The organism is Anaerosolibacter carboniphilus (genome assembly GCF_014205875.1).
GTDB classification, from domain to species: domain Bacteria; phylum Bacillota; class Clostridia; order Peptostreptococcales; family Thermotaleaceae; genus Anaerosolibacter; species Anaerosolibacter carboniphilus.
Genome location: NZ_JACHEN010000020.1, coordinates 53,259 through 76,690 on the forward strand (window position 1 = coordinate 53,259; position 23,432 = coordinate 76,690).

28 protein-coding genes are annotated in these 23,432 nt (G+C 37.2%); 4 read left to right on the forward strand and 24 right to left on the reverse strand.

All coding sequences use genetic code 11. From position 1 onward, the window contains the following. Positions 1-64: 64 nt before the first annotated feature. Both HNQ80_RS15715 and HNQ80_RS15720 read left to right on the forward strand, forming a co-directional pair. Positions 65-1,345, forward strand: coding sequence for an ArsB/NhaD family transporter (locus HNQ80_RS15715; protein WP_184311628.1), 1,281 nt, complete (start codon positions 65-67; stop codon positions 1,343-1,345). A gap of 26 nt (positions 1,346-1,371) precedes the next feature. After that, positions 1,372-1,629 (forward strand): hypothetical protein, encoded by a 258-nt coding sequence (locus HNQ80_RS15720; RefSeq protein ID WP_184311629.1) that lies wholly within the window; start codon positions 1,372-1,374, stop codon positions 1,627-1,629. A 39-nt stretch (positions 1,630-1,668) separates the two neighbouring features. Here HNQ80_RS15720 and HNQ80_RS15725 read toward each other — a convergent pair whose 3' ends face one another. Further along, positions 1,669-1,920, reverse strand: a complete 252-nt coding sequence (locus HNQ80_RS15725; RefSeq protein ID WP_184311630.1) for a hypothetical protein — start codon at positions 1,918-1,920, stop codon at positions 1,669-1,671. Between the two features lie 224 nt (positions 1,921-2,144). Here HNQ80_RS15725 and HNQ80_RS15730 point away from each other — a divergent pair, with 224 nt between their 5' ends. Continuing rightward, positions 2,145-2,342 (forward strand): DUF378 domain-containing protein, encoded by a 198-nt coding sequence (locus HNQ80_RS15730; protein WP_184311631.1) that lies wholly within the window; start codon positions 2,145-2,147, stop codon positions 2,340-2,342. A 38-nt stretch (positions 2,343-2,380) separates the two neighbouring features. Here the strand turns inward: HNQ80_RS15730 and HNQ80_RS15735 are convergent, their stop codons facing one another. From HNQ80_RS15735 to HNQ80_RS15825, 19 genes are all read right to left on the reverse strand, one after another. Continuing rightward, positions 2,381-3,217, reverse strand: a complete 837-nt coding sequence (locus HNQ80_RS15735) for a family 1 encapsulin nanocompartment shell protein (RefSeq protein WP_184311632.1) — start codon at positions 3,215-3,217, stop codon at positions 2,381-2,383. An 11-nt stretch (positions 3,218-3,228) separates the two neighbouring features. Further along, positions 3,229-3,594, reverse strand: coding sequence for a demethoxyubiquinone hydroxylase family protein (locus tag HNQ80_RS15740; RefSeq protein ID WP_184311633.1), 366 nt, complete (start codon positions 3,592-3,594; stop codon positions 3,229-3,231). 153 nt (positions 3,595-3,747) lie between these two features. Next, entirely contained in the window at positions 3,748-4,032 is a 285-nt protein-coding gene (locus HNQ80_RS15745; RefSeq protein ID WP_184311634.1) for a hypothetical protein, read from the reverse strand. Positions 4,033-4,277: 245 nt separating this feature from the next. Next, on the reverse strand, positions 4,278-5,444 hold the full coding sequence (locus HNQ80_RS15750; RefSeq protein ID WP_184311635.1) for an MFS transporter: 1,167 nt from the start codon (positions 5,442-5,444) through the stop codon (positions 4,278-4,280). A gap of 128 nt (positions 5,445-5,572) precedes the next feature. Next, positions 5,573-6,919, reverse strand: coding sequence for a germination protein YpeB (gene ypeB, locus HNQ80_RS15755; RefSeq protein ID WP_184311636.1), 1,347 nt, complete (start codon positions 6,917-6,919; stop codon positions 5,573-5,575). 15 nt (positions 6,920-6,934) lie between these two features. After that, a complete protein-coding gene (gene sleB, locus HNQ80_RS25990) occupies positions 6,935-7,825 on the reverse strand; it encodes a spore cortex-lytic enzyme (protein WP_243183314.1) in 891 nt (296 codons plus the stop codon). A gap of 139 nt (positions 7,826-7,964) precedes the next feature. Further along, complete coding sequence (locus HNQ80_RS25640; protein ID WP_207727042.1) at positions 7,965-8,354, reverse strand: flavodoxin domain-containing protein; 390 nt, start codon at positions 8,352-8,354, stop codon at positions 7,965-7,967. Between the two features lie 646 nt (positions 8,355-9,000). After that, positions 9,001-9,822, reverse strand: coding sequence for a peptidoglycan-binding domain-containing protein (locus tag HNQ80_RS25645; protein WP_207727043.1), 822 nt, complete (start codon positions 9,820-9,822; stop codon positions 9,001-9,003). Between the two features lie 277 nt (positions 9,823-10,099). Continuing rightward, positions 10,100-10,852: a tRNA threonylcarbamoyladenosine dehydratase gene (locus HNQ80_RS15775; protein ID WP_184311638.1), complete on the reverse strand. Its 753-nt coding sequence runs from the start codon at positions 10,850-10,852 to the stop codon at positions 10,100-10,102. A gap of 80 nt (positions 10,853-10,932) precedes the next feature. Further along, positions 10,933-11,859, reverse strand: a complete 927-nt coding sequence (locus HNQ80_RS15780) for a cation diffusion facilitator family transporter (RefSeq protein WP_184311639.1) — start codon at positions 11,857-11,859, stop codon at positions 10,933-10,935. Between the two features lie 192 nt (positions 11,860-12,051). Then, positions 12,052-14,034, reverse strand: coding sequence for a molybdopterin-dependent oxidoreductase (locus HNQ80_RS15785; protein WP_184311640.1), 1,983 nt, complete (start codon positions 14,032-14,034; stop codon positions 12,052-12,054). A gap of 125 nt (positions 14,035-14,159) precedes the next feature. After that, the gene (locus tag HNQ80_RS15790; protein ID WP_184311641.1) at positions 14,160-14,663 is read right to left on the reverse strand and encodes a MarR family winged helix-turn-helix transcriptional regulator; all 504 of its coding nucleotides are present in this window, start codon (positions 14,661-14,663) and stop codon (positions 14,160-14,162) included. 88 nt (positions 14,664-14,751) lie between these two features. Beyond that, positions 14,752-14,955, reverse strand: a complete 204-nt coding sequence (locus HNQ80_RS15795; protein ID WP_184311642.1) for a hypothetical protein — start codon at positions 14,953-14,955, stop codon at positions 14,752-14,754. A 146-nt stretch (positions 14,956-15,101) separates the two neighbouring features. Then, a complete protein-coding gene (locus HNQ80_RS15800) occupies positions 15,102-16,511 on the reverse strand; it encodes a sensor histidine kinase (RefSeq protein WP_184311643.1) in 1,410 nt (469 codons plus the stop codon). Further along, positions 16,508-17,206: a response regulator transcription factor gene (locus tag HNQ80_RS15805; protein ID WP_184311644.1), complete on the reverse strand. Its 699-nt coding sequence runs from the start codon at positions 17,204-17,206 to the stop codon at positions 16,508-16,510. Before HNQ80_RS15805 ends, HNQ80_RS15800 begins: the two co-directional genes overlap by 4 nt. A 107-nt stretch (positions 17,207-17,313) precedes the next feature. Next, positions 17,314-17,895, reverse strand: coding sequence for a UbiX family flavin prenyltransferase (locus HNQ80_RS15810; RefSeq protein ID WP_184311645.1), 582 nt, complete (start codon positions 17,893-17,895; stop codon positions 17,314-17,316). 16 nt (positions 17,896-17,911) lie between these two features. Beyond that, positions 17,912-18,766 (reverse strand): UbiA-like polyprenyltransferase, encoded by an 855-nt coding sequence (locus tag HNQ80_RS15815; protein ID WP_184311646.1) that lies wholly within the window; start codon positions 18,764-18,766, stop codon positions 17,912-17,914. Between the two features lie 247 nt (positions 18,767-19,013). Further along, complete coding sequence (locus tag HNQ80_RS15820) at positions 19,014-19,511, reverse strand: VanZ family protein (RefSeq protein ID WP_184311647.1); 498 nt, start codon at positions 19,509-19,511, stop codon at positions 19,014-19,016. A 253-nt stretch (positions 19,512-19,764) separates the two neighbouring features. Continuing rightward, on the reverse strand, positions 19,765-19,938 hold the full coding sequence (locus HNQ80_RS15825) for a hypothetical protein (protein ID WP_184311648.1): 174 nt from the start codon (positions 19,936-19,938) through the stop codon (positions 19,765-19,767). A 235-nt stretch (positions 19,939-20,173) separates the two neighbouring features. Between HNQ80_RS15825 and HNQ80_RS15830 the strand changes: the two genes are divergently transcribed. After that, complete coding sequence (locus tag HNQ80_RS15830) at positions 20,174-20,818, forward strand: ABC transporter ATP-binding protein (protein ID WP_184311649.1); 645 nt, start codon at positions 20,174-20,176, stop codon at positions 20,816-20,818. 108 nt (positions 20,819-20,926) lie between these two features. On the opposite strand, the gene HNQ80_RS15835 is transcribed toward HNQ80_RS15830, so the two are convergent. Genes HNQ80_RS15835 through HNQ80_RS15850 form a run of 4 tightly spaced genes read right to left on the reverse strand, consistent with a single transcriptional unit; the run spans position 20,927 to position 23,404 of the window. Continuing rightward, positions 20,927-21,283, reverse strand: a complete 357-nt coding sequence (locus HNQ80_RS15835; protein ID WP_184311650.1) for an HlyD family efflux transporter periplasmic adaptor subunit — start codon at positions 21,281-21,283, stop codon at positions 20,927-20,929. Then, on the reverse strand, positions 21,270-21,506 hold the full coding sequence (locus HNQ80_RS15840; protein WP_184311651.1) for a hypothetical protein: 237 nt from the start codon (positions 21,504-21,506) through the stop codon (positions 21,270-21,272). The genes HNQ80_RS15835 and HNQ80_RS15840 overlap by 14 nt, the downstream gene beginning before the upstream one ends. Continuing rightward, on the reverse strand, positions 21,487-22,071 hold the full coding sequence (locus HNQ80_RS15845; protein ID WP_184311652.1) for an accessory gene regulator ArgB-like protein: 585 nt from the start codon (positions 22,069-22,071) through the stop codon (positions 21,487-21,489). Before HNQ80_RS15845 ends, HNQ80_RS15840 begins: the two co-directional genes overlap by 20 nt. Further along, entirely contained in the window at positions 22,025-23,404 is a 1,380-nt protein-coding gene (locus tag HNQ80_RS15850; RefSeq protein WP_184311653.1) for a sensor histidine kinase, read from the reverse strand. Before HNQ80_RS15850 ends, HNQ80_RS15845 begins: the two co-directional genes overlap by 47 nt. Between the last annotated feature and the right edge of the window lie 28 nt (positions 23,405-23,432).

The window sequence follows — 23,432 nt, forward strand, 5'->3', positions numbered from 1 at the left end:
AAAAGATGTAAAATGAATACATTGTTTTCTTTATCTTCTTTAGATAAATTAGGGAGGGATATGTTTGCCAGGGTCTGTACATTTCATCGTTGCTATTATCATTTTCATTTCTATTTATGCCATCATCATATCTGAAAAAATAAATCGCACCACTATTGCTTTTTTTGGGGCAGTATTGATGATATTATTCAAAATCATCGGTCTAGATCAAGCTTTTGAAACCATTGATTTTCATACCATCGGGCTATTAATTGGCATGATGATTATGGTAAATATATTGAAACGAACAGGTGCTTTTCAATATATTGCCATTAAATCAGCAAAGCTTACAAAAGGTGACCCTTGGTACATACTCGTCATGCTAAGTACTATAACAGCCATATCTTCAGCCCTCTTAGATAACGTGACAACTGTTTTATTGATCGCCCCTGTTACGTTGGTTATTACAGAAGCCTTAAAAATAAATCCTATCCCTTTTATGGTAGCTGAAATTCTTTCGGCCAATATTGGCGGTACAGCTACCTTAATCGGTGACCCGCCTAATATTATGATCGGTAGTGAAACGGGCTTGGGTTTCATGGACTTTCTTATTAACTTAGCGCCTGTTGTAGTTGTGATTTATCTGATTACCCTCTTTATGTTGAAAATTATTTACAAAAAGCACCTTATCGTGCAGGAGGATCTCAAGACAAAAATTATGGAATTTGATGAAAATTTAGCCATAACAGATAAAACTTTGTTAAAAAAATCCATAATTGTTCTGACTTGCACCATATTGGGTTTTGGACTTCACCAATTCGTTGGCCTTGAAACTGCCACGGTTGCCCTCACTGGTGCCTCTATATTGCTTTTAATTAGCAAAACCGATCCTGAGGAAATTTTTCATGAGATTGAATGGCTTACCATCTTTTTCTTTATCTTCCTTTTTGTTTTGGTTGGAACCTTAGAAGAAGTTGGCGCTATAGAAATGATTGCAAAAGGTGTTGTTAGTATCACGCAAGGCAACCTGCTGCTCACAGCGCTGCTCATTCTTTGGATTTCTGGTATTGCCTCAGCATTCTTAGACAATATTCCTTTTGTTGCAACCATGATTCCATTGATTCAAAGCATTGGTTCCCTAACTTCCATCAATATTACACCCTTATGGTGGGCACTTGCCCTTGGTGCTTGTCTAGGTGGAAATGGTACTTTGGTCGGTGCATCAGCCAATGTGGTGGTAGCCGGTATCCTGGAAAAACATAAACACCGAATTTCTTTTGTAGAGTATATGAAAATCGGATTTCCATTGATGATCGTATCTATTATCATTGCAACAGCTTATCTTTATGTATTTTATTTGATGTAATTTCATTTCGTGAAGGAGTACTTAGGATGAATCAAATTAAAAAATTCGAATTATTATTTCCACTTATTTTATTGATACTATTCCTTATTACAACATCTATGGTATCTGCTCACTATGAAAACGATCATGAAAAAGATGAAGCCATCAAAGATCTAACACAAGGAAATTTAGATTTTTGGGGAATACCTATAGAGATTCATGATAAAGTCCTTACCACAGATCATGATGTTCAACAGGAACAATACTTTTTTTGGGGGATTTCCCCTCATCTTCTTAAAAAATAATAATTAGGCCTGAGGATATATCCCTCAGGCCTTTCAAAATTACGATAAGCTATTGTAGCCCATGTTTTGGCTGCCACTGTTTTGTACTTTTTGTCTTACTTTCTGCACTTCCTGCTGTCCTATGGCTGTAGAATTCATTAAACCTGCTGCTCCACCAACTGTAACATTTGATGTCATTCCCTGTACCATCGCATTTGTGTTATTCATACTTTGCTTTACTTTCTGAATCTCACCCTGATTTACAGCACTGGAATTACTTAAGCTAGGCTTATTTCCCATAAGATTGCTCATATTTGGCATACCTCCACAAGTAATTTTGGCAAGCTCATTGGCTTACAAAATTATTATGTGCAAAAACCACCCTTAAATACCATGCAGATAAATCATTCTTTGGAACATATTAGAATGACAATAATATGAAAGCAGTTTATATAAAATTACTGGGAACAAATGTATTTTTCTAAATAACCTTGGCATAATAATAACTGAATCCAATATAAAAAGGAGTTGAAATCGTGGATAGATTAGCGCTTTTATTGGTAATCATAGGAGCACTGAACTGGGGACTAATTGGTTTATTTCGATTCGATTTAGTGGCGGCTCTCCTTGGTGGACAGGCATCCATACTTAGCAGAATCGTATATTCTTTAGTTGGACTCGCTGGTGCCTATTCCATTAGCTTCTTATTTAGAGAAAGAGAAAAGGTTAGATAATTATAAAAATAGAGGGCAATACCCTCTATTTTTATTTATTATTCTATCGTTACAATGGCTTCTGGCCGCTTGATTCTTAATAGTAATGTTTCAAATACTCTTAAACGATGATTCATTTGTTCTGGCCCTAAGTAAGCAGTTATTAAATCTTGGCCAATGACTAGATCCATGTTTTCAGAACCCTTTGCCAAAAGAACAGCTTTGTTTTCTCCTAATACAGGCGTTTTATAGACCTTGGCACCAACTAACTCTTTTACGCGATCTAGCTCCAAGATTCCAGTACCTTGTTGTAAGCGCTGCATCTGAACATATAAATCAGGACTAACTACCAACACGTAAGGTCCGTAAAAGCCTTTTCTCACCAATTTTTCGATTCCTTCCGCTACATCTTTAAAGGCATTTTCACCCTCGCGCCAGTCTCCTTTTCTAAGTATCTGCCTACCCTCTACATTGGTTAAGCCTGGATATCCATAGGCTGGATTTCCATTAAAAATAATACTATCTTCCTTCTGACAACAAGCTGTGGCTGCAATCGTTATAGGAGATAATTCTAACGGAAGTCCTGTTTGTTTACTTCTCTCAATATCTCTCCAAGCAATAGATAGATCCTTATACAGCATAGGAATAGCAACATACTTTCTGCCGCTAATCTTAATAGGGGCATCCTCTTCTTCTCCATTAAAGTCCACTTTTGTATCCATATCTACTTCTAAAGCATCTACATGAATACTATCTATCCCTGCTCCTAGGGGACCAAAAATTGGTATAAACCTTCTACCAATCAACTGTTGCGTAGCTACATTCACCACGACACCGTCCACACGCTCCCATATTTCTCCACCGAATGGTGCATCATCCCGAAATAAATGGTCCATTTTCACCCCTCCTATTCTTCTAATAAACTTCCAACGGTTTTCGCCGGAACATCATTAACATCCAATTTTTTTTCTTCAATTCCTAGCTCAGCAAGCATTTCTCTTACCTCTTCTTCCCCCTCAGCAAACAACTCACCTTCTCGAGGATCTAAAATTCTCAAGAGTGCCATAAGCTCGCCTATATGGGCTTTTTCTTCATCTCGAATATCTGCTATCACTTTCTTGGCAATGGGGTTATCCGTTGCCTGAACATGCGCATCATAGATATAGATAGCTTCTAGTTCACCGGCAATATCTAGTCTTATTGCCTGAATCAGTTCTTCATCACTAATTTTTCTGTTTACATTTGCTCCAAAAGGATTAGCAAAACTTGGCATATGTACAACCTCCCTGTAATGTTTTTCCAATTAAATTATACCCCTTCTGATTCATCCCAATCAATAATTATTTAAATATTCAAATTTAATTTTTCCATATACCACCTCTGCTTTCACAACGAAAGAAGTAGAGGGGGTCCTCTACTCCATTCGTTATTTAGATAATAGCTCTATGAATTTATCTACTTTTCTACGTTGATCATTGTCGAGTAATCCAGACATCTGCTTTAGCATATGAAGTTTCTGGATCATATCCTTCTTTTCCTTTTCTGAAAAACCTTGAGCAAGCTTTTTCATTTCCTTTTCCATTTGTTCAGGGCTCATTCCGCCATACTGATTCGCTAAATTCGCAAACTGCTTCATTTGATCTTCTGTAGGTTGAATATTTCCTGCCGCCTGAGCCAGTTTCTTATTCATCTGACTTAAATTTTTTCTCATTTCTATAAATAGCCTCCTTCCACTCTGGTACCAAGAAAAATACACTATATAGCATCATATGCAGCATCCTTCGAAAAGGATCTTTTTAAATCACAAGGTATTCATATAAAACCTATATAGCTTCACTTTTCTCCTTTCGCACTAATATAATATGTGAAAAGTATAGATAGGTTACGGGTTGTCTTCCCTATTAAAAATAAAAAATACAACCCATTCCAGGTTGTATTACAATATCAACTGATAGATTATTCAGTCTGGTGAGACAATTCTCTTTTCAATAACAACAGCAGTAGCAATACCATAGATAAGAAGAAAATGATCATACTAAATCCAACAGTTTCATTGAACATATCATTCACCCTTCCAATCAACCAATTAGCCGTCATATTGATTACGCTAGAAGCTGTCATCACTACGCCTAGTATACTGTTCAATCCTTTTTTAAAGGACTTTATTAATACCACCATAACCGTTGGATAAATAATTGAAAAGAAAAACCCTCCGATGGATATGACGATGGTTAGATTTGATCCACCAAATAAACCAATCGTAATACAACACAATGCTGAGAATACAAATAAGAATATACTCCGCATATAACCCACTCTCTCTGCAATAAATCCCCCCACCAACCTGCCAACGGTGAATATCATAAAGAATAGAGATAGATAAGATGCACTTTCCAGCTCCGACATCCCTTTAGCATATTGCAGATATGTAGCAAACCAGTTGGCCAATCCTACCTCTGAAGCAACATAAAATCCAAATATTAGTGAAAATAAAATAACCCTTCTATTTTTTAGTATTTCTAGTAGAGAGACTTTCTCTTCTTTCTCTCCCTCCTCAATCTTAGGAAACTTACAGAGGAGAAAATAAACAAGAACGCCTCCTACAGGAATAAGACTATAACGATAAATACTCTGCCATGTAAACCCTGCATCCAGCAACCCCCCAGCAAATCGAGGCCCTATGGTAGCTCCAACACCATAAAAGAAATGCATTAAATTCATCATGATTCCTTGATTTTTTATAAAAATAATTGGGGCCAAAGTACTGGCTCCTATGGTGAGCAGGCCAATCCCATAACCCAATAAAAGCATGGAAAATACAAACAAATAATAAATGCCAGCCGTTGATATTCCTAGAATCGCTATCAATATAAAGCCAAAACCTGTTAAGATCACTTTTTTTTGGCCGATTTTATCCGTCATCATTCCACCCGTAAAGGTTGCCAAGATATACCCAAAGGTTGTCACCAACATCATCGTGGCAATACTGGTATAGCTTACCATAAATGCTTCTTTGATAGATGGTATCAATACACCCCTTATATTATCTATACACCCTTGCGCCAGCATCAATCCAAAGGTTAGTACAATCAGCATTCGTCGCATTTTATTTTGCATTTCCATTTTGAACCCCCTTTACGATAATCCAGTATCTAATTATACGCCTCCTTCCATCTATTGTAAATATTTATTCATCTTCATATTTTCTCAGATATCAAGTACAAGCTAAAAGCTGATCCTGTGATCAGCTTTTATAGCATTAATACACCTTCGTCTTTGATAATCATTTGAAGAATTTTTTGTTCATCCCCGGTATCGGCATTTATATAGATTAAGAAAGTATCCTGTTTGTATTTAGCTTTAAATTCATAACAAAGGATTTCACTGCCACCTTCTGTAGGGATTATCGCCAGCCTTGGTTCAGATACATCTGCAGCCATGCTGATTTTTTCTCTGGCTTCCTCTGCTGTAATCTTCGGTGGATCAATATTTCTTTCATAGTTGTTCGATAAAAAACCCTCCGCTTCAAAGCCAACAATCTTTCCCTCATCTAACCCTACCTTTACCTTGATCAGATCGGGATATATGACAATATCATTTTGTTGATACGCAAAATTAATAACCATTTGCCCATCATACTGAACAGAATATGTAGGAATCATTTGCTGATAACCTTTGTTTTTCAGAAACGCTTGTGCAATTTGGATGCCTTGTTCCTCCGAAAGCTTGGCCTCACCTATATTACCAGCATCCAACATCCATATGACTTTTCCTCCAGTCTTTGTGATCGCCATAGTAAGATCATGATTCGCTTCTCCAGTCCTAGGTTTCAAGCTCACCACATAAGCAGGCATTCTGGTATCATTCAAATCTCCTAGCACATTGGCTTCATATTTTGTACCATCATTGACAAAGGATTCTGCGATTCGTTCAATCTCATTTTGATTGATTTGCTTACCTTGCAAACGAGGTTTTTTTCGTTTTAAATGTTCCGAAAAAGGTCCATCATAAATTAATTCTGGATATTCCCTCATTTTCTCTTCCATGTTTACAAAACTGGTAGTGAGCATATTGGCATTCGTCTCTTTTAACTGTTGGTTTGCCTTTCTAGCTAACTCCCCTATTCTGGTGCCCCCATTGGCAATCTGGCCTTGAAGTTCAATCAACTGCTGAGATAAATAATTCGCATAATTATGCAGTTCTTCCAGCGTATCCGTTTCAGTTTGATCTAGAGGTTTCCCATCAAGATTTTTTCTTGCCAGCGACATGCTTAAATCGCCTACCTGACTGAGGAATTTCTGGGTCTTACTTACATTGCTATGATCTATAGGAAGCTGACTCAGCTTTTCCTGTGCATCATAGCTTAGATGCATGATATCGGTAAAAAGCATGACATTCTGCTTCGGTGTGCCTGTGACCATCGCCTTAGCCAAAGACACCTGGATGTTCTCGACATCCACAATCATATCATAAAACATCCGTTGAAACTGATTTTCCAAATAAATATTATGCTCCATATTCTCTTGATACTGCTGATAGCCCCATATGCCTGATCCGACTAAGGCTATAGCTAAAACAATCATCAGTCCTCTGCGCATTCCACCACCTCTTTCCTAATTATGGGCAAACCAATGCTTTCCAATCTTTACAGTAGGCGTTCTAGTCCAGATCCATTTACTAGTAGCTGTTGCTGGATTCCAATAATAAATGGCTCCTCCTGTTGGATCCCATCCATTTAATGCATCTCTTGCCGCCTTGAAAGATGTATCATTTGGTGAAAGATAGATTTGTCCATCGTCAACAGCTGTAAAAGCTAGAGGTTGATAAATAACGCCAGCGATGGAATTAGGAAAGGAAGGATGTCGTACTCGATTTAAAATTACAGCACCTACTGCAACCTGGCCCGCATAAGGCTCCCCTCTGGCTTCTCCATGAATTGCCATTGCCAATAGTCTTACATCATCATTTCTTGATACCCCCCTACTGGTTGGCGCATAGGCAGTAGTTGTTCCTCCAGTTGGAAGACCTAATGCCTTTTTCGTTTGGGCGCCAATGATTCCATCAGCTGTCAGCCCATTTTTTCGTTGAAATCTTTTTATGGCATCTCCTGTCCGTGACCCATAGATTCCATCAATCGCTCCAGCATAGTAGCCCCATTGTTTTAACTTCCGCTGGGCCGCCCGTACCGTTTCATCTACTTTCACAGATGTAGTTGTTGTAGAAATGCCTATTGCACGTTTGGTTGCGGGACCCACCTTCCCATCGGCATTTAGGCCATTTTTTCTCTGAAATTGAACCACAGCTCGATAGGTTCCTGCTCCAAAAACTCCATCTACTGCTCCTGTATAATAACCCCATTGCTTGAGCTTTGTCTGTACTTGCCGTACTTCGTTTCCCCTTGAACCCCAAGAAAGACTCCCTGCAAAAATTGTTTCGATAAATATCATGCTAAAAACGAATGTAATCATCAAAGCAAAGCAAACAATCTTTGCTACTTTTTTCATCTTCTGTCCTCCTTCCATGAACTAATTTTATTTTTCCTTATTCATCTGTCATTTATTCTTTCCTTGCACCAATGCAAAAAGAAAGTGAGTCAATCTTCATTGACCCACTTTCTTTTCGACGTTAGCTTTCTTTTCTATATCATTTTTCCATCTCTTTACCATAGGCATAACAAGCTTTCAGATCTTCTGCTGTAGGCACATATTTGACCTGTAATCCTTCCTTGACCAACTGAATCCCTGCTTCCTTCAATTTTCTCTCTATATTTGCTATAGCGCTCTTCCCCCATCCATAGGAACCAAAGGATGCATCAATCTTATTTCTTGGTTTTAATCCCATGAGTTCCTCCAAGAAGTGAGCTACCTGGGAAATCATTGTATTGTTAATGGTAGATGATGCTACCAAAACAGCCTTTGCATCTAATATATCCGTAATGATATCATTCCCATCATCAAAAAAATAATGGCCTTCGCCATTATTTTTAAAAACACATAAAAATTTATGAACTTTGTAACGGATTTTTGAGGCCATAATTTTCTATGTATTTTATAAATGTCTTCCTTTACAAATCTTCGATGAAGACCTTTTTACTGTACTAACAGTTTACTTATGTTCGTAATTCCAGCCGTAAGACCAGAAATTAATACGAAAAACATAAAACCTACAATCAAAGTTTTAATCTTATTCATTGTCTTTCTCCTTCTTACCAAAAATAATGTATCATGACTTCTATATTATTCACAGAAAAATACTGCTTTATTCTTCAACATAAAAAAAATCTGAAAAAACTTCAAATCACTTTCATCGTATTATCTTTGTCTCCCCACATTCCTTACCCCTATGATATATATACCATATTAGACAGCCTTTAATCAATTACATTTGTATTACAAATTCTATGATAAAACGTCATAAAACCAACTCAGGCCTGCATTTTATGCAGTTAATAGGTAATTTGAACCAAAAATATTGATGAATAAAGGACAAAGTTGCCTATCGGCAATTTGTTTTCGCTAGGAAACCCTAGGTTTCCTTCGACGCCTGCAATGCAGGCTGAGCACCTTCCTAAATACGGCAAAGGGGAATCCCCTCTGCACACCCCATATAAAGGAAATTGAAAACCATAATTTCCTTTATATTAAAAAAAGACCCGATTTCTCGAGTCTAATCATACTTGCTATTTTAAACCTGCTGCACGCTGAATGGCTTGCTGGTGCTGAGGATCGACTTTATCATCCTTGTGTCTCAAGCTATTCTTAAAGTGCAAATCAATATGTCCATCCATGCCATTGTCTTTTATAAAATCAAAATTGTATCCACTGCCATAGCCACCACTTCGTCCAGATACATTTGTACCTCCCGCTGCTGAGTCTACGCCTGCATGAGGCATTGCTGTCATAGAAGCCGCTATGGTCTGATCTCCTGTATAAACCAGTACAGGCCTTCTATCCCAGCTAAATCCTCCCCAAATACTTTTTATGACGGCAGTATCTTCTTTGCTTAAGGTTTCAACATCAGCATGATTGGTTCCAGCAGTTACCTGTACCTTGAAAGTCTTGCCTGTATCCAGATCTTCAATAGTAAGTATATCGTTTCGGCTAATCATTTTGGATACTTCACTCCACCAATCTAAATAGGCCCCGCTGCTTCTTCTTGAGCCCCTACTTACGACTTGGCTATTGTTCGTACCATCGATCAATCCCAACGCGACCATCTTAGAAATCGTCCCTTTACCAACGATTCCATCAGCCTCTAGCCCATACTTTTTTTGAAAATCCTCCACCGCCTTTTTTGTGACAGAACCAAAGTATGTAGTCGTCTTGTCATTCTTAAACACGCCGTCCTTTTTTAGCGCTGCTTGGATGATTTGCACATCTCCGTGGGTCATGCCTTGCTTGTAAACATTCTGAGAAAGGCTTGTCCCCTCAGCAGCCCATGCACTTGCACTAAAACCAACAAACACCACTAGTAAAACAAAAACCCTTAAAGCCATTTTCATTAGTCTTTCCTCCTTACTCTCGCATAGCTGCACCCACAATCTACACGAAAAATAATTTGTTAGTACCTAATACCTAGATGATACTATATCATTTTTGGTTAACATAAATCAAGTTATTTTCTCTATTGGCTATATTTTCCTGAAACTTTTATCACCTTTTTACGTCTTTTATGTTAACCACTGCTTATAGAATACGGGAATAATTTATATTTAGGGCCTATACATAAAAGAAAAACTGTTGGATTTATTATCCAACAGTTTTTCTTTTATATACATTCTACATGCCAATAAGATCTCTTACCACCACAGAGGCAATGATTAAACCGGCCACAGAAGGTACAAATCCGATGCTGCCAGGAATCTGATGTCTCACTGTACAGGTTCTGTCCTTATTTGGACAGATGCAATTTGTCTTGCAATCTGCATTAATCTGCTTAGGTTCAATGGGTTCTTCCTTAGAATATACCACCTTGAGGCTTTCCACTCCCCTTTTTCTCAATTCCTTCCGCATCACCTTTGCCAAGGGGCAAATAGAGGTTTTGTATATATCCGTCACTTCAAATCGCGTAGGGTCCAATTTGTTGCCAGCTCCCATGCTGCTGATAATTTTAATTCCTCTTTTTGAGCAACGCTCAACCAAATCTAATTTAGCAGTGACCATATCAATGGCATCAATTACATAGTCATAATCATCTGAAAGAAGCTGTTCTGCTGTTTCAGCCGTATAAAGCATCTTGTGAGTTTCAATGGTAGCCTTGGGATTGATTTCCAATACTCTTTCCTTCATCACATCTACTTTTGACTTCCCTACTGTACTGCGTAAAGCGTGAATCTGTCGATTGATATTGGTAAGACATATATCATCATCATCCACTAGAACAAAACTACCTACACCTGTTCTAGCCAATCCTTCCACTGCAAAGGTACCTACGCCACCTATTCCAAAAACAGCAACCTTACTATTCTTTAATTTCTCTAAATTTTCCGTTCCAATAATCAACTCACTACGTGAGAATGCATGTAATCCCATTTTTTTCCTCCTTCGTAAAGCTATTTCCTTCATATAAAGCAATTGCTACTCACTGATTATATAGGGGATTTTCTATAAAATCAACTATTCTTTCCACAATTCAAGGTACATCCGCCATATTCCGAATCTCTTCCACATGGGTCTAAATGAACAATTACATCCTTCACATTGTTCATTTTTGATTTCACCAATTCTTCTACCTTTTCACCAATATTATGCCCTGCATATACAGAAATTAATGGATCAACGCATATTTTTATATCTACATATGCTTTTGAACCATGTTTTCTTCCTCTCAGTTCATTGATAGCTATGATTCCTTCGAGACAATTGATTTCCTTCTGAATTTCCTCCATTTTTTCTCTATCAATGGCACTATCCATCAATTCATCGATACCTGATTTCAATAGCTCCAATCCAATCTTTACGACAATCAATGAAACAATAGTTCCAGCTAAAGGATCTAAAAAGCCATAGCCTAGCCTAGCTCCTAAAATACCAACTAAGGCTGCTACAGATGACAGTGCATCCGATCGATGATGCCATGCATCTCCCATCATTGCATTACTATTCAATGCTTTTGCAGCTTTCATTGTAATCCTGTATTGATATTCTTTCATAATAATTGAGATTGCAGCTACCAATGCTGTCAGAATATGAGGCGTCTGAAAGTTTCGACCAGCGAGGAGTTTGATGGCATCATATCCAATTTTAAGTCCTGTAATGACAAGAACAATGGCTAATAAAAAACCAGCAATCGATTCTGCTTTTTCATGACCATACTGATGTTGATCATCCTCTGGCCTCGCGGCCAAAAACATACCAAGCACTACACCTACAGAAGTAATAATATCCGAGGCAGAATGAAGTCCGTCTGCGATGATTGCAGTACTATTCCCAATGACTCCAATTCCCATCTTCATGATAGTCAGTAAAACATTTAAAATAATTGTGATCAAAATAATACGATTCCCTATTTTAAAGCGTTCTTGATGATTTTGCGCCATCTATAGATCTCTCCCTTATTTTCAATTGATACAATTATAGTATATTATATTACATCTTTCATCTTTTGCAACCCTTTATTTTCAATATTTTTATAGAATGTCTATGCGGTATATATTATCAATTGAAATAATTATATTCCTCTTTTACACCCCATAAATAAATGGAAGGACTACGTTTGTAGCCCTTCCAATTTATTTATGGTTGCTAATTTTACAAAAACAGTCGTAAATAGCTGCTTGTTCTCCAATGTCAGATATGATGTCTTCAGTAAGAAAGTTTACAGAACCACTCTTGTGCCACCAACCCTCATAGATCATCAGAATCTCATCCCCAACGCTTTCATCAATCTCTGGTTTTGCAATGAGTATACCTTGTTTAGATTCAATTTTCACAAGACCGCTCATTTCCAAATGATTAGATACAAAGGTCTTCTTATTGAGATACACTACAGGAACTTCACTGATAAACACAAAGTGCTGGGAGTGAAGAGATTTTTTGCAGTGGGGCGTAAGCAATCTTAATGGAAATTCACGCCCCCCTTCTAAGGCTGGTATATAGGTAGGCAGTGGACTTGTTCCTTCTGCCATTGCCATTTCCGAATATAGCTCAAATTTTCCTGAAGGTGTCTCAAACTTTCCATCCTCCCAAGGAATTTCCCTTTTAGGAATAGAAAAATATGAATGCTTTATTTGGTCCAAGGTAATTTCAAATGTATTCATCAAGGGTTGAATCGCCCTCTCTAGAAATTCACCTTGGCCTATATCGGGATATTCTTCCAACCCCAACTTTATTGCAAGACGTCGAAAGAACTCATACTCTCCTATGATTCCATCAGGAGGTGCTACTGCTTTCGCTGAATAACTTATATAGGGAGAGAACATAGATGAATAGATAAGGTCTTCTTCCTCTAATATGCTGGTGCAGGGAAGTACAATATCAGCTAACTTTGCTGTATCTGTCATAAACATATCAACAACCACTTTAAAATCAACTTTTGCAAAGGCTTCCATAGTTCGAGAAATGTTCGGTACTTGTACCAAAGGATTGGATTTGGTAACAAAAATGCATTTGATCGTCGGCTCTTGTACCGATTCTAAAAACTCACCTAATTTTGTTTTGCTGTAGGTTCTTTGATTTTTTATGAAACCTTCGCTTTTTACCACTTCACCTTTTACATATCGCGATATACTCTTATTGGCATAATTCACACCACCACCCTGAATCCCTATATTTCCAGTAATGGCTCCTAAAGCATCTATACATCGGACATTATTTCCACCATTGATATATCGCTGTAGACCATATCCGATGATAATACAGGATGGTTTATTGGCTGCGTAGGTTATGGCTAGTCTTTTTATGGTCTCCTGATCAATTCCTGTAATTTTTTCCACGCGCTCTAGGGTGAAATCTGCCACATAGTCTTTAAACGCTTCATATCCCTTTACATACTGATCAATATATCTTTGGTCTACCAGGCTCTCTTCAATGATTACACGGGCCATTCCCAAAGCTAAGGCTCCATCTGTTGATGGTTTTATGTAAATGTGCTCCGATGCTATATTGGCTGTTTTCGTGCGTATAGGATCGATTAACACAATATGCGTTCCCTGCTTCTTCGCTTGAGCCAGGTACTCCATTAGATGTAGATTGGTATTATATGGATTTCTCCCCCATATAATGATCGTCTTTGCATTCAAATGATCTTTTGGATGATGTCCTTGGTTATCTCCAAAATCATATTTTTGCCCTTGGATTCCCGCACTCCAGCATAAACCACCTCTGGAAACCGTAACCCCACCATAATAGTTAAAAAACATCTTATCTACAGACTTGCTCAATCCACCATACCCAGCGTCGGAGTAGTGGAGTACCGCCGTTGTTCCATATTCTCTTTTAATTTCTAAAAGTTTATTACCGATTTCATCGATAGCCTCTTCCCAGCTAATATCGATCCAGATATCTCCCATTCTTTTCTTAGGTTTTCTCAGCCTTTCTGGGTGGTAGAGCCGTTCTAAATGCCTCTTTCCTTTTTCACAAACGTATCCTTTCGTAAATGGATGGGCAGGATCACCTTCTACCTTTATCACCTTTCCATTCTGCACTGTAGCGATCATACCACATGCATCAAAGCAGTCCATTGGACAAGTAAATTTAATCATCTCTTTATTCATATCCTCACACCCTACCAGTCATATTTTCTTCATATACAGATATATTACTATAATCACTTTTTTTTATACAACACAAAAATAAAATGACCCATTAAGAGTCATTTCATATAAGTACAAATCATCCATCATTTATTCTTAATCAGCCGATCCGATGATCGGTTTACATAGTCCATAAACTCTTGATCTAGCACTTTCTCCGCAACATGCATCACCATTTCTTCTAATTTCATTTGATCTTCTTTACTTAAACTATCTACAGCTTGCAAGATTTTATATGGATACCCTTCATCACAATCTCTTTGTGTTTCACTCCGAAGTCGTTTTCCTTCCTCTGTAATGTAAACCCGAGTGATCCGTCCATCCAGCATATCCTTTTCTTTTTTAACCAATCCTCGCTGATCCATTCGATTTACAATATCTTGGGTAGTAGAAAGGTTCCATAAACCTTTGGCTGCTAGATCCGACAATTTTATACCATCATCCAAATAAAGAATCCACAACACATGAAGATGAGCATTGGTCATCCCGTATTTTTGCGCATGCTCTTCCCATTCTCTTTCCATCGATTTGTATAGCCCCTTCACCAAATTTAACATCTGATGAATTCGTACGGTATTTCTCTTAACCACTCTCTACACCTGCCGTCTCTTGATATATATCCAACAATACTGCGACTAAAAATTTAAAGCGTCTTCTTCACAAAAAAGTCTTTTAGGCTTAGAAACAATTCTTCAAAGCATTTCCAAGTTCAAAATTACAATGCTTCAAAAAGTCTATCTTATTTTTTGTAAGATCTTCGTATTCCTTCTGAGTGATTTTGCCCTCATCTAGTAGACAATCTAAAAATCTTATAAACTGTACGATCAAATCTATCAAATTTTCCTTATACTTTAGAGTTTCCTGTTTTTCCACAAACCGCATTATACCACCTCATATAATGATATAATAATTATATTATACATTTGTAATAAAAATCCTGCTATAAAAGTAAATTTTTAGTAGGTTGCCCATTTCCTTTTTTACAGCATGAGAACGCACACTTTCTTATGTTGTAAAAAAACTAAGCGCTATCCCCTCAATTCAATGGCAGTTTTAGGGAAGTTCATAATAAAGGTAGTTCCCACATCAATTTTACTCTTGACCTTTATTTTTCCACCATGGGCTTCCACAAGGGCTTTGGTAATTGCTAAACCAATTCCTGTTCCACCCGTCTCTCTACTCCTTGAGATATCCCCTCTATAGAACCTTTCGAAGATATGGGGGAGGTCTTTTTCTCCAACACCTATGCCTGTGTCCCCTATTTCAATGACAATCTCCTCTTGCCTCTCTTCTAGCTCTACCCGGACAAAACCACCCTCATTGGTGTACTTATAGGCATTAGTAAGCAAATTGATTAGAATCTGCCTCACTTTGTCCCTATCCATAAATACATTCTTATCCCCATCAAGCTTCATGGATACCTCAATATTCTTCTTAATAAATTGGGGTCTCATGGCCTCTACCATTTTTTGTATTTCCTCTGACAAAGAAAACTCTTCTCTGTTTAACTGGAGATTGGCCTGTTCAAGCTTTGCTAAGTTCTGTAGATTTCCAACCAGCTTCGACAATCGCTCTACCTCTTCATAGCAGCTGGCAAATCGATCCTCCGTAGGTGTCCAAATGCCATCCAGAAAAGCTTCTATATGGCTTTTTAAAGTAGTTAAGGGTGTTCTAATTTCATGGGCCATATCCGTAGTCAGTCTTTTTCTGAGCATTTCTTGTTGTTGCAGGCTCTCTGCTAAATAATTCATCGCCTTGGACAACTGATCTAACTCTAAAGTATTCGTATTTACATTTGCCCGTACGTTTAGATTACCTTCTCCCATGATTCTAGCTGTTTGTGTAATCCTAACCAGCGGCGTTGTTATCTGACGTGAGAACCATATACTTACAATAACTCCGAATAGCAAAGCTGCCGTTGCCGAAATACCAAAAGCTTGATTCAACGTGGATTTAAATCCAATATCTCGTTCCGTCAAATTCCATTGTCCAAAGTAACCAATGATCACAGTTCCGATTTTTTTGGCATTATTCTTTAGGGGATAGCTTTCTTCTATATATTCTCCCAGCTGCTTTCTCCAGCCCATCCCCATCATTCGCCCTGGCATGGCATACATCATTTTTTTGTGGAGAAGATGATCCTGGCCCGATGAAAAGACTTGACTCCCCTGATCATCTAGCACGCGAATATATAAGTCCTCTAGGACAGCAACCCTTTCCAGCTCGCCATCATTTTTATTTTGGAATCCATTCTTTTCATCATAGATGGTATTTACTAGTTCAATCACCTTATCAATCTTTCGTTGATGCTCTCCATGAAGATACTCATTAAATCGCCGATCAATCATATAGTTCGATACTAGACTTGTAATCAAAATAGCTCCTAAAATCGCGATCAAGAAGCCAAGGGTCAGTTTTTTTACTAAGGATAGCTTCATTTTGTACCTCCGAATTTATATCCCATTCCATAGACCGTAAGAATATATATCGGATTTTTCGGATCATCTTCAATCTTTTGTCTTATATTTTTAATATGGGTATCTATTGTTCGATCAAAACCATCATAGTCACGCCCAAAGGCCTTTTCGATAAGCTGCTCTCTTGCAAAAACCTGACCTGGATTTATAATGAATACATAAAAAAGTTTAAATTCATTGGTTGTAAGACTGAGTAACTTTCCCCTTTTTTTGACTAGCATGCGTTTTACATCAATTTCCAAATCTCCATTATTAAAAGTCAAAAAATCAGCCAAAGGTTGTTCTTCACGGTAGCTCCGCCGAATCAATGCCCGAACTCGTCCTATCAATTCCCTTGGACTAAAGGGCTTAGTCATATAATCATCCGCGCCTATGGCCAACCCCTCAATTTTCTCGTCTTCTTCCGTTTTGGCCGTGAGCATGATAATAGGTATATCAGACATAGTCCGAATCCTTCTGCATACATCCTCCCCAGATACCTTCGGCAGCATAAGATCTAAAATGACCAGATGAACAGTCTCTCCCTTCAGGATCTCCAAAGCTTCCTCTCCATCCTCAGCAGTCAACACATCAAATTCTTCATTCTCCAAATATGCTTGTATCACATCTAGTATTTTCTTCTCATCCTCTACCACCAATATAATCTTGTTTTTCATACATTCCTCCACAATCCCAGATCTATACGTTCCCTTATTTTCTATTTTTTCACTTTCTTTGCTCATTGTAAAGCATGTTCTAGGATCGATTTTACCTCAAGATTGTTTTACACCCCTCCATTCCATTCATGATATAAATGATTCTCTATGCCAAGACTTCTCATGACTCTGCCTACGATAGCATCTATCATATCCTCTATGGTTCTAGGCTTATGATAAAAACTAGGCATAGCAGGCAAAATCGTAACGCCCATCTCACTAAGACTGAGCATATTCTTTAAATGAATTGTACTTAATGGCGTTTCCCTAGGTACCAGCACAAGATTCCTTTTTTCTTTTATACACACATCGGCAGCTCGAATCAAGAGATTATCTCCAATGCCATGGGAAATTTTTCCCATGGTTGACATGGAACATGGCAGTACTACCATGCCATCGATAAGGAAAGACCCGCTGGCTATTGGCGCGAACAAATCATCAATGGCACATACACGGAGTTTTTTTCCATGGTCTCCACACTGTTTTACAATATGCTCTATTGTCAAATTCACTTCATAGTTTAGAACTTGTTCTCCACATTTGGTACATACGAGAAAAACCTCATGCCCTGACTTTAAAAGCTCTTCCAATAATCTAACAGCATATATACTCCCACTGGCTCCTGTTACTCCTAGTACGAATTTCGACAAAAAATCACCTCGTCTATTATATAAAAATGTCTAACGCTACAAAAATGCATAATACAACACTGACAATTTGATTAATATTATAGGAAGCAATCTTCATGGTCTTTAGATTTTTAGGTGAAACCATCATATGCTCCATAAAAAGCAATATAGCTGCAATGGATACCCCGATTAAATATAAACTTCCCATATTCATAAGGTAATAGAGATAAATTAGGAGCGCCACCACTGTCCCATGAAAAAAGGCAGAAATACACAGGCTGTTTTTGATACCAAACTGCGCTGGCATTGAAAATAATCCATGACTCCGGTCAAAATCCACATCTTGGGTGGCATAGATAATGTCGAAGCCAGCTACCCAAAGGGTCACCACAGCCCCTAATACAATAGATGGCCATCCGATTTCACCCGTTACCGCCATCCATGCACCTACAGGTGCCCCTCCACAAGCAATACCTAACACCACATGACAAGCCCAAGTAAATCTCTTGGTATAGGAATAAATACCAAAAGCAACTAGCGCTAAAGGAAGCAACTTAACACATAAGGGATTTAACATAAAAGCTGCAATTGCCATAAGGGCAAAGCAGAAAACAGTCAATGCGATTACTTCATACACCTTGACACTACCTTTCGGAAGATGACGGTCAGCTGTCCTAGGATTTCTTGCATCGATACCCTTATCAACAAGACGATTTAATGCATTCGCTCCATTCCGAGCCCCCACCAATGCAACCAGCATCCAGAAAATAATTTTTCCAGAGGGCAGCCCTTGGGCAGCCCAGAGCATAGCGATGATTGCAAATGGAAGTGAAAAGAGGGTATGGGAGAACATAACAAGCTCTCCATAGGTTTTAACCTTACTTAATCCCATACTATTCCCACCTTACACTCGCCAGATTTTTTTCTTCTAATCTCTTAATAAAATACTGATGATCTTTATACGACAAAACAGCATCCCCTTTCTACCTTCCAATTCATCTACTGACTAACATCTTGGATTCATAGATTTTAGATTATTCGTTAGATCGCTAACCAATTACTTTTCTACATTGAGCACGAAAAATCCTCTTATATGTCGAATATAATTTCGACTCTCTAAGCATTTTCTCTTAAGCATGTTAGCCATCAACGTTTCTGTATAGCTTCAAGAGCAGACTATGTAAGATGCTAAATATAAGATATCCCATGGCGCCACCTAAGGTATTCAGAATAACGTCATCCACATCAAAAGTCCCTACCCCTAACGCAAATTGAGTCATTTCAATCAGTAAGCTGAATACGCCAGTAGCCACAACTACAGACTTTAATCTTCTTACATCCCTGCATAAGGTCGGTAATAAGAAGCCAAAGGGCATAAAAGCTAATATATTCCCAAAAAGATTAAAAAACCATATTTCCTTACTTACAGCGCGATAATTTCTTATATATGCAAAGACTGTTTTAAAAGGCACTAGATTATACCCCATCATTCGACCGACAACACGATGATAACCTCCATAAGCATAAAAAAATACACGCCATAAAAGGAAAACAATATAGCTGCAAAACAATACGCTCATTAGGATATATAGATATTTTTTGATATTCTTGTTGTCTCTCTGATTCAAGCTTTTCAAAAATTCATGCCACCTTTCCTATATCTTTCCAATACTTTCATCTATTATATATCTTTACAAAAAGAAGTGTATCGTAATAAAAAATCTTTTATATTTATCATCGGCACGATTATCCTTGTATCTATTTTCAGTGTAAAATATTTTTAGACATCATGTCAAAGAGCAGGATCGAGATCCTGCTCTTTGACATGATGTCTAAAAATAATAAATAAAACATATTTTCGTTTAATTGAAACAGTTAAAACTATATGAGTCAAGAGGCTATATCCAAGGGATAGTCCTCCTTCGCAAATAATAGTATGAAGCCTTCTTCATGGTCTGTGGACGGCAGAACATCTATTAAGGTCCATCCATCTTTATTTTGGGCTTCAACCACAGTATAGAATTCACTAAAGTCTCTGATTGTCTCAATAGAATATATTTTCATCATAAACCGCCTTTTTGGTATATTTGGATATATTCAGTATACCAAACTAATGCTGTAGATTCATGAGACCCGGGGCATATTCAATCCTAGGCAAATAGCCCCATGCTTTCTATATCTAAATCATTTTTCGACCATATATTTGCTCCCAAAAGCTTTCCCTATCCATAAGTCACCATTCCCCCAAAGCACGAATATCATGAACTATACCCATTTTACAGCTTAGGGAGGAATGCCAATGACTGCTGAAAAAGTTGTTGAAATACAGAACATATCTATGAACTATCATACCTTGGATGGAGAAACCCTTGCAATTCATAATCTATCCTTTGACGTTTATAAGGGTGAGATCATCGTAATTGTAGGACCTAGCGGATGCGGAAAATCAACAGCTTTGTCCACAATTTCAGGTCTTATTAAGCCTTCATCTGGAAAAGTACTTGTGAATGGACAAGAGGTAGGCGGCACCAATAAGTCCATCGGCTACATGTTCCAAAAAGATCATCTCTTTGAATGGCGAACCATCATGAGTAATATATTGATCGGCCTGGAGATTCAAAGAAAGCTCAATGATGAAACGAAGAAGAAAGCAGAACAACTACTAGAAATGTATGGATTGGCTGAATTCAAAAACTATTATCCCAGCCAACTATCTGGCGGTATGCGACAAAGAGTAGCCTTAATAAGAACGCTGGCTGTAGAGCCAGATATCCTCCTGCTGGATGAACCCTTCTCTGCTTTAGATTATCAAACACGGCTATCTGTCGCTGACGAAATCGGTACTATACTAAAAAAAGAGAGAAAAACAGCCATTATGGTCACCCATGATATTTCAGATGCTATATGTTTAAAATGGCTACCAATATTTTATAGATATACCTAACTAGAATACGAAAACATTTCGTCCCTTCCCACCAAAAATGAAGCAAAAGCCTACTTTTCTTATATATCTCCCTTACTTCATCTTCAATTTTTTTTGCTACCAGTTCGTTCATATCTTCAGTAGTAGCCCTGGATAAATCGTAGTGATGATAGCTGCCGACATGGACACATCTGCTATGGCTCCGACTAAAAAATCTGCTTGTGAAAACTCATCTATAATTTCTATATCTATCATATAAAGATTTGTCTTATTATTAGGGCTTTTTTGGATATTCGTAACGGTTCCCTCTCTAGATTCATTATTTAATTTCACATTTGTTTTCTGATTTATTTTAATCTTGCTCATATCATTTTGGGATACTCCCACATTTATAATTTGTTTTTCTCCCCTTTGAATAATCACAGGTACAGATGGGTTAGTATTTTGTTTTCTCGCATATCTACTATGATTATTAACCTTCTTCACTAATGATCAACCTTAACCTTCTTTGCTCTTCCAAAGGAATTGTTATTTCGCCCTTTTCCGCCATTAGCTTATCTTCTCTAAAAGTCCATATAGGGATATCAATTTTAAATCTATCACATAACGTCACCAGAGCGTAGAAAAAACTCTTTTTATCATGAAATGGCATGTTAAAGATGCCTACTATATTACTTTCTTCCATCATTTCACCTTTTAAAATTTTCATTTTCAAGACCCCTTTTCGTAATTACCCCAAGCGGAAGTGTAAGTCCTTCAAGAAATATGGCAGTGACGGCTGCTACAGATAAATCATTTCGTAGCAGAAAACTTAGCACTCCAAAAAATATACATAAAAAAACCGCTAGTACCCTAAGTTTTTTTCTCCGAATATTACTAATGATTGGCTTATTTGGATGATCTACTGGTGCATATCTCCATACTAGAATGAAAGATATAAGTAATAGGATCAGCCTTTGAATCGTAGACAGATGAATATAGCTACTCGTCAGCGCAATAATAGTAAATATCGTTAGACTGGTGGCAAAGCATCTCCAATAGGTTTTATCATGATATCCGCCAGCTACTAATCTAAGACTACAAAAGAATGCTAAACCCACAAGAAAGTAATCTGTTACTGAAAACACTGAAAATATAATCAGAAACATAAATATTTTACTTAATTCACTAATAATACAGGTAAGCCCAAACTCAATCTTCTTGATCTCAAGGTCTGTCAGGTTCAAATTATTCGTTATAATTAAACCCGTAATTTTTCTTGCTATTATCTCCATGACTTATCTTCTCCATTTTAAAAGTTATTAGGAACTCCGTCTCTGCCTCAGAACTATTCACCATGATCTTTCCTTTATTCTTTTCCACAAGTTTTTTAGTGATAAACAGACCCAGGCCATGATCTTCTTTATCCTCTAACTTTGTTGAGAATCCATTCTCAAAAATTTTCTCTACAAACTCTGTTGGGATAAGAGGTCCATTGTTTGCAATGGATAAATGAAACAGATCATCTTCAATATAAGTACAGATGGATATAATTTTCAAGCTGTCATTTGCTTGAGATAATAAAGCATCAAACCCATTGTCAAGTATGTTGCTAGTAATACTTATCAGATCATACGAATCAATTCGAATTTTATCTAATGACTCTTCAAAATCCACATCCATATGAATATTATGGGTAAATGCAAAATTGCTTTTGACAGCCAATAGACCGTCTAAATACTCATCACCAGTATTATAGTAACGATAGCTAGCGTTCATATTATGTACTAACTTATCAAGATATGCCTTGATTCTCTCAACAGTATCATCTTTATTTAACATACACAAAGCATAGACGGTATTAATATGATTTGAAAAATCATGTTTTTCTCTTCGAACAATACCGATGGTTTCTTCAATATTTTTTATATACTCTTCTTGAAGCTTATATTTCTGCTGTATCTTCCAAACTTTAATCATATCCCTATAGACAATAACACCTATAACAATAAAGGTGAGAAAAATTCCAAGTAATAATCCTTCGTATAGAACCAAGTTTCCTTTTTCACTAACTGCATAGCTAATGCTGAAGGTAAGTACTCCAATCAAGAAAGTGCCTAAAAGAAAATACGATATAACACTGGTATTTGAATCTGATGTTAGATTGTTAAAGAAACTTTTCTTCATTTTAAAACCAAATATAACTAGTACTACTTGAAAAAACTTTAAGATCAAGGAGATTTTGAATTTATTAATTGGATTATGAATTATCTCTGAAATGTTTATTTTCATAAACACTGATAAAATAAGGAAAAGCAACCCTTCTGAAGCCATTATAAAAATAGCTGCAATAATTATAATTAAAACAGATGTCCATAAGCTGGTTTCCGTTATAATTCCTAAGGTTATCGATGCAAAAATAACGATGGCAAGGGTATGATAACCTAATGGCAAATACATTGTAGCCCAATAGGCAAACATCATATAAAATATTGTAAAAACAAAAGTTTTTAACTTGTTGTCACGACAAAAAGTTCGTTGATTTGATAAGATGGAATAGATCAAAATAATTATTAAACTTTCAACAGCTGCAAACAAAGTCTCATTAATGATTACAAATAAATTCATATATTTTCCCCTTCAAGAACAAAGTTGC

Coding starts and splice junctions, on each gene's coding strand:
- HNQ80_RS15775 (WP_184311638.1), bottom strand. CDS start 10,852: ATGGGATTACATGCATTCTCACGTAGTGAGTTGATTATTGGAACGGAA.
- HNQ80_RS15735 (WP_184311632.1), bottom strand. CDS start 3,217: ATGGACCATTTATTTCGGGATGATGCACCATTCGGTGGAGAAATATGG.
- HNQ80_RS15720 (WP_184311629.1), top strand. CDS start 1,372: ATGAATCAAATTAAAAAATTCGAATTATTATTTCCACTTATTTTATTG.
- HNQ80_RS15845 (WP_184311652.1), bottom strand. CDS start 22,071: ATGGAGATAATAGCAAGAAAAATTACGGGTTTAATTATAACGAATAAT.
- HNQ80_RS25640 (WP_207727042.1), bottom strand. CDS start 8,354: ATGGCCTCAAAAATCCGTTACAAAGTTCATAAATTTTTATGTGTTTTT.
- HNQ80_RS15805 (WP_184311644.1), bottom strand. CDS start 17,206: ATGAAAAACAAGATTATATTGGTGGTAGAGGATGAGAAGAAAATACTA.
- HNQ80_RS15780 (WP_184311639.1), bottom strand. CDS start 11,859: ATGGCGCAAAATCATCAAGAACGCTTTAAAATAGGGAATCGTATTATT.
- HNQ80_RS15795 (WP_184311642.1), bottom strand. CDS start 14,955: ATGCGGTTTGTGGAAAAACAGGAAACTCTAAAGTATAAGGAAAATTTG.
- ypeB (WP_184311636.1), bottom strand. CDS start 6,919: ATGCGCAGAGGACTGATGATTGTTTTAGCTATAGCCTTAGTCGGATCA.
- HNQ80_RS15800 (WP_184311643.1), bottom strand. CDS start 16,511: ATGAAGCTATCCTTAGTAAAAAAACTGACCCTTGGCTTCTTGATCGCG.
- HNQ80_RS15825 (WP_184311648.1), bottom strand. CDS start 19,938: ATGAAAATATATTCTATTGAGACAATCAGAGACTTTAGTGAATTCTAT.
- HNQ80_RS15740 (WP_184311633.1), bottom strand. CDS start 3,594: ATGCCAAGTTTTGCTAATCCTTTTGGAGCAAATGTAAACAGAAAAATT.
- HNQ80_RS15850 (WP_184311653.1), bottom strand. CDS start 23,404: ATGAATTTATTTGTAATCATTAATGAGACTTTGTTTGCAGCTGTTGAA.
- HNQ80_RS15785 (WP_184311640.1), bottom strand. CDS start 14,034: ATGAATAAAGAGATGATTAAATTTACTTGTCCAATGGACTGCTTTGAT.
- HNQ80_RS15745 (WP_184311634.1), bottom strand. CDS start 4,032: ATGAGAAAAAATTTAAGTCAGATGAATAAGAAACTGGCTCAGGCGGCA.
- HNQ80_RS15725 (WP_184311630.1), bottom strand. CDS start 1,920: ATGAGCAATCTTATGGGAAATAAGCCTAGCTTAAGTAATTCCAGTGCT.
- HNQ80_RS15840 (WP_184311651.1), bottom strand. CDS start 21,506: ATGAAAATTTTAAAAGGTGAAATGATGGAAGAAAGTAATATAGTAGGC.
- HNQ80_RS15815 (WP_184311646.1), bottom strand. CDS start 18,766: ATGGGATTAAGTAAGGTTAAAACCTATGGAGAGCTTGTTATGTTCTCC.
- HNQ80_RS25645 (WP_207727043.1), bottom strand. CDS start 9,822: ATGAAAATGGCTTTAAGGGTTTTTGTTTTACTAGTGGTGTTTGTTGGT.
- HNQ80_RS15750 (WP_184311635.1), bottom strand. CDS start 5,444: ATGGAAATGCAAAATAAAATGCGACGAATGCTGATTGTACTAACCTTT.
- sleB (WP_243183314.1), bottom strand. CDS start 7,825: ATGAAAAAAGTAGCAAAGATTGTTTGCTTTGCTTTGATGATTACATTC.
- HNQ80_RS15830 (WP_184311649.1), top strand. CDS start 20,174: ATGACTGCTGAAAAAGTTGTTGAAATACAGAACATATCTATGAACTAT.